The following is a 5,867-nucleotide window of genomic DNA, read 5'->3' on the forward strand; positions in this document are numbered from 1 at the left end:
GTGGCCGGACGGAGGGATCCGAAGCGCAGCCCCACCGGGGCGAGCATCGGAATCCCGCAGTCCGGACGCCGGCGACTCAAGAACCCTGCGTCACAAAAAACCGAAGTGCGGGGCGGCAGGGCTTCGAGCTTGCGGACGTCAGGGTTCTATAGCCGCCGAGGCTGCCCTGCGCCATTCCGATGCTCGCCCCGGCGGGGCTGCGCTACGGATGGCTCCGGGGTCCTCGGCTGGCAGTCGCCTAATGCGTTGGTTTTGAACCCCGTTCATGGGCAGATGCCGTGAGCCGGTGGCCGGACGGAGGGATCCGAAGCGCAGCCCCACCGGGGCGAGCATCGGAATCCCGCAGTCCGGACGCCGGCGGTTCAAGAACCCCGGCCTAACCAAACCGAACGTCAAGAATCCAACCAAGAACGCGTCAGCTCCGGATTTGACTGCCCCGATCCGGTAGGTCCCGTTTGACTGGCGCGGGCTTGCCGTTGCATGCTCGCGGTTAATCCATTTCCGTGAACGAGAGGAAGCCAACCATGAACTACCGCCGCCTCGGCCGCAGCAATCTCCGCGTCTCTCCGCTTTGCCTGGGCACCATGATGTTCGGCGAGCAAACCCCGGACGACGAAGCCGCCCGCATCGTCGCGTCCGCGCGTGACCATGGCCTGAACTTCATCGACACCGCAGACGTCTACAACGGCGGCCGCTCTGAAGAAGTGGTGGGCAAGCTGCTGAAAGGCCAGCGCCACGATTGGGTGCTCGCCAGCAAGATCGGCAACGCCGTCGGTAGCGGCCCGAACCAGGCCCACTATTCGCGCCAGTGGCTGATCCGCGGCGTGGAAGACAGCCTCACGCGCCTGGGCACCGACTTCATGGACATCCTCTACCTGCACCGCGACTACCACGAGGAAAACCTCGAAGAAGCCCTGTGGGCGCTGGGCGACCTGATCCGCGCCGGCAAGCTGCGCAGCTTCGGCCTGTCCAACTTCCGCGGCTGGCGCATCGCCGAGGTCATGCGCCTGTGCGAAAAAATGGGCGTGCCCCAACCCGTCGTGTGCCAGCCTTACTACAACATGCTCAACCGCGGCCCGGAAGTCGAGATCCTGCCCGCTTGCAAGCACTACGGCCTGGGCGTCGTGCCCTACAGCCCGATCGCGCGCGGCGTGCTCACCGGCAAGTATCTGCCGGGCCAGGCGCCCGCGGCCGACAGCCGCGCCGGACGCGGCGACCGCCGCATCCTGGCCACCGAGTTCCGCGAAGAATCCCTGGAGATCGCGCAAAAGCTGGTGGCGCATGCCGCCGCCCGTGGCACGCAGGCGGGGCATTTCGCTACCGCCTGGGTGCTGGCCAACCCGATCATCACCGCCGTCATCGCCGGTCCGCGCACCCTGGCGCAGATGGAGGACTACTACGCGGCCCTGGACGTGAGGATCACGGCCGAGGACGAGGCCATCGTCAATGACTGGGTCACGCCGGGCCACGCGTCGACCCACGGCTACAACGACCCCAACTATCCGTTCTACGGCCGTCCGGTGGCGGCCGCCTGAGACGGGCATAGTCCTAGGGTAAAAAGCGCCGGCCCATTTGGCCGGCGCTTTTACGTTCAGGCCTTGCCCAATCCCCCGCGTGGCATGGCATTCGCCGCTGCCTCCAGCTCCGCCGGCTGCGCCCCACGTCCAATCAGCATGGCGCAGATCGCCGACACCACCCCGGCAAACAGCACATACAAGCAGATCAGCCAAGGCTGGCCGCCGCCCGTCTTCAACAGCGCGGTCGCGATGATGGGCGTGATGCCCGAAGCGAAGATGCCCGAGAACTGATAGACGAAGGAAATCCCCGTGTAGCGCACCTTGGCGTCGAACAGCTCGCAGAACAGCGCCGCCTCCGGCCCATACACCGCGGCGTACAGGATGCCGAACGGGATGATGATGGCCAGCCAGATCAGCATCACGCTGCCCTGGCTGTTCAGCATCAGCCAGAAGCCCGGGAAGGACGCCGCCGCAGTGATGAGCGAGCCCCAGAAATAGACCCGGGTGCGGCCGATGCGGTCGGACAGGCGGCCGAAGAAGGGGATGAAAAAGCACATCACCAGCGCCGCGGCCATCACGCCGATCAGCGCCTCGGTGCGCGTGATCTGCACGGTCTGCGTCAGGTACGAAATCGAGAACACGCCGAACACGTTGAAGAACACGCCGTCGATGTAGCGCGCGCCCATGCCCTTGAAGACATTGCCCGGATAGCGCTTGAGCATGTCGAAGAAGGGAATGCGGCTTTCGGCATTGTTGGCCTTGACCGCCGCGAACTCCGGCGTTTCCTTGATGTTCAGGCGGATGTACATGCCCACCAGCACCATCGCGGCCGAGGCCAGGAAGGCGATGCGCCAGCCCCAGGCCATGAATTGCTCATCCGTCAGCAGGGTGGACAGCAGCGCCACCGTGCCAGAGGCCAGGCACAGCCCGATAGCCAGCCCGATCTGCGGCAGCGAGGCGTAGAAGCCTTTCTTGCCCGGCGGGGCGTATTCATAGGCCATCAGCACCGCGCCGCCCCATTCGCCGCCCAGGCCGATGCCCTGGAACACGCGCAGCAGAAGCAGCAGGATAGGCGCCCAGATGCCGATGCTGTCGTAGGTCGGCACCAGCCCGATCAGGAAGGTGGCGATGCCCATGATCATCAGCGTCATCACCAGCATGCTCTTCCTGCCGATGCGGTCGCCGAAGTGGCCGAAGATCAGCCCGCCCAGCGGCCGCGTGACAAAGCCCACGGCGAAGGTGGTGTATGCCAGCATGGTCGAGACCGTCGGGTCGCCGGTGGGGAAGTACAGCTTGTTGAACACGATGCCCGCGACGACGCCATACAGGAAAAAGTCGTACCACTCGATGGTGGCGCCGATCAGCGACGCGGCGACGACTTTGCGCACCGCGGCTTCGTTTTGCTTGGCCATGTCTAGTCTCCTTTGGTGGGGCGGTGGGGCAATCTGCGTTGTCCTGCGCCTTGGGGGTTCTGCTATCCGGGGTCCGTCATCTCCGATTCAGGCGGCGACGCGCAGCGCCTGCGGCTGCGCTTGCCTGAGGTCCTGCAACATGAAATCGGCCGCGCGCTCGGCCAGCATCACCACCGGCACGTTGGTGTTGCCTGACACCAGCGTGGGCATGATCGAGCAGTCCACCACGCGCAGTCCCGCCACGCCATGCACGCGCAGGCGTTCGTCCACCACGGCCATGGGGTCGCTGGCCGGCCCCATCTTGGCGGTGCCGGACGGATGGAAGATCGTCGCGCCGTATTCGCGGCAGAAATGCAGGATCTCGTCGTCCGTGCGCACGTCCGGCCCGGGGCGGAACTCGCGCTTCATCAGGCCGGCCAGCGGCTCGGTGGCGGCGAGCCTGCGCGCATACTTCACCGCGGCCACGGCCATGTGGCGGTCCAGTTCGGTGGACAGGTAATTCGGCTGCATCGACGGCGCCTCGAAGGGATCCGTGCTGCGCAGCTGGACCCGGCCGCGCGACGAGGGCCGCAACTGGCAGACGGAATAGGTGCAGCCCGAGAACGGATGCACCTTGCCGCCCGCCATGTCGGCGGACAGCGTGGCGAAATGGAACTGCGTGTCGGGCGTGCGGCTGGCCGGATCGACCCGGCAGAACACGCCGCCCTGGTTGATGCCCACGGCCAGCGGGCCGCCGCGGAACAGCAGCCATTCCAGTCCCATGCGGGCGCGGCCCGTCAGGCTGCGCAACTGGTCGTTGGTGGTGATGGGGCGGGTGGTCTCGTAGATCAATCGGATCTGCAGGTGGTCCTGCAGGTTCTCACCCACGCCGGGCAGATCGCGCACGACGCCGATGCCGAACCGGCGCAGCAGGGCGGCAGGCCCGACGCCCGACAGTTGCAGCAATTGCGGCGATTGCAAGGCGCCGGCGCACAGCACGACTTCGCGACGGGCGCGCAAGGTGTGTACCTGACCGCCGCGCCGGTAGCGCACGCCGCAGGCGCGGCGGCCTTCGAACAATACGGCCATGGCGTGCGCGTCGGTCTCCACGCGCAGATTGCTTCTGCCCTGGGCGGGCCGCAGATAGGCCACGGCGGTGGAGCAGCGGCGGCCGTTGCGGGTGGTGAGCTGGTAATAGCCCACGCCCTCCTGGTCGCCGGTGTTGAAGTCCTGTACGTGAGGCAAGCCCAGCTTTTGCGCCGCGCCGATCAGCGCTTCCACCAAGGGGTGCGGCGTCTTGATCGAGGTGGCGTTGAGCATGCCTTCGGTGCCGCGCGTGGGGCCGGGGCCGAGGTCATTGTTTTCCAGCTTGCGGAAGTAGGGCAGGCATTCGTCCCAACTCCAGCCGGGATTGCCCGCGGCGGCCCAGGCGTCGTAGTCGCGCCGCTGGCCGCGGATGTAGATCAAGCCGTTGATGGAACTGGAGCCGCCCAGCGTGCGGCCGCGCGGCCAATAGATGCGCCGGTCCAGCATGCCGGGATCGGGGTCGGTGTAGTAGCCCCAGTTCAGGACCTTGTGGAACATCGTCTTGCCGTAGCCGATGGGGATGTGTATCCACGGGTTGCTGTCCTTGGGGCCGGCTTCCAGCAGGCAGACGCTGTGCGTGCCGCTGGCGCTCAGCCGGTTGGCCATTACGCATCCGGCCGAGCCGGCGCCAACCACGATGTAATCCACGGTATCGGACATGTCCGCAAGCTCTCCCTGCAGCCGGGCGCCGCGCCTGGCCTACGGCGCGTTTACCCTGCTTGTCGTTGTGGGGCGCACTTATATACTGGATCGATGCCGGCGCATGGGCGCTGCGGCATTTGTGGCGATTCTAGGAAGCACGCGCGCGGAACAAAGCACAACAGGCGCAGGGGCGGAAAAGTGGAACAGAATATGCAGATTCAGTTTCAAAATCGCGGTGCAGCATCGGCGCCGCAGGCCGAAGACGCCGCGACCCAACAGGAAGCCGCGCGTTCGCTGCGCGCGCTGGTGGTGCTGGACCACCTGGCGCGGGCCCAGCATCCGCCCACGCTGGCGCAACTGGCGCAGCGGCTGGACATGCCCAAGACCACCTTGATGCGCCTGTTGGCGGCCATGCAGCGTGCCGGCTTCGTCGCCGCCACGCCCACCGAGAACGGCTTCGTGCCGGGGCCGCAGGCCGCGACCCTGGCCCTGGCGACCTTGCGCGCCTCGGCCTTCACTCGCGCCTGCCGCGCCGTGCTGGCGCAACTGGTCGGCACCTTGGGCGAAACCTGCAACCTGACCGCGCCCGACGGCGACCGGGTGATCTATATGGAACGCGTGGAAACGGCCGAACCCTTGCGCCTGTTCTTCGCGGTCGGCAGCCACGTGCCCATGCACTGCACCGCCAGCGGCAAGCTGTTCCTTGCGTCCATGAACCGGCTGGAGCGCGGGCGGGTGCTGGCGCGCCTGCCGCTGACGCGCAATACGCCGCGCACGCTGACGGACCCGGCAAGGCTGGAAGAAGAGCTTGAACGGCTGGCCGCGCGCGGCATCGGCATCGACAACGAGGAATTCGTGCGCGGCATGAGCGCGGTGGCAGTGCCGGTGCGCGACGCGGACGACCGCGTGGTGGCGGCGGTGGCCTGCCATGCGCCGACCGCCCGGGTCATGCTCGATGACTTGCTGCGCGCCGTGCCCGTGCTGGAACGCGCGGCGCGGGCCATGCATGACGTGCTGGCGCAGCATCGAACTGGCGCGACATAACGGCCCGGCCTCAGGCCTGCGGGTTTTCAATCCGGCGTGAACAGGTCCGGCGGCAGACGGGCCACGGCGTCGTAGGTCAGCCGGATATGGGCAGCCAGCAAGTCACAGGCGCGGTCCGCGTCGCGGGCCAGGGTGGCGTTCAGAATGCCCTTGTGTTCGTCGTCCAGGTCGCGGGCGATGGGCTTGC

General features: G+C 67.0%; 4 protein-coding genes. 2 read left to right on the forward strand and 2 right to left on the reverse strand.

Annotation, left to right across the window (positions count from 1 at the left end; genetic code table 11):
* Positions 1–524: 524 nt before the first annotated feature.
* On the forward strand, positions 525–1,535 hold the full coding sequence (locus WBB14_RS03490; RefSeq protein WP_424238594.1) for an aldo/keto reductase: 1,011 nt from the start codon (positions 525–527) through the stop codon (positions 1,533–1,535).
* A gap of 56 nt (positions 1,536–1,591) precedes the next feature.
* Here the strand turns inward: WBB14_RS03490 and WBB14_RS03495 are convergent, their stop codons facing one another.
* A complete protein-coding gene (locus WBB14_RS03495; RefSeq protein WP_424238595.1) occupies positions 1,592–2,929 on the reverse strand; it encodes an MFS transporter in 1,338 nt (445 codons plus the stop codon).
* Between the two features lie 87 nt (positions 2,930–3,016).
* Positions 3,017–4,654: a GMC family oxidoreductase gene (locus WBB14_RS03500; protein WP_424238596.1), complete on the reverse strand. Its 1,638-nt coding sequence runs from the start codon at positions 4,652–4,654 to the stop codon at positions 3,017–3,019.
* A 180-nt stretch (positions 4,655–4,834) separates the two neighbouring features.
* Here WBB14_RS03500 and WBB14_RS03505 point away from each other — a divergent pair, with 180 nt between their 5' ends.
* Complete coding sequence (locus WBB14_RS03505; protein ID WP_424238597.1) at positions 4,835–5,680, forward strand: IclR family transcriptional regulator; 846 nt, start codon at positions 4,835–4,837, stop codon at positions 5,678–5,680.
* Positions 5,681–5,867 lie beyond the last annotated feature (187 nt).

Origin of the sequence: Achromobacter sp. (assembly GCF_049647645.1) — a bacterium.
Taxonomy (GTDB): domain Bacteria; phylum Pseudomonadota; class Gammaproteobacteria; order Burkholderiales; family Burkholderiaceae_B; genus Achromobacter.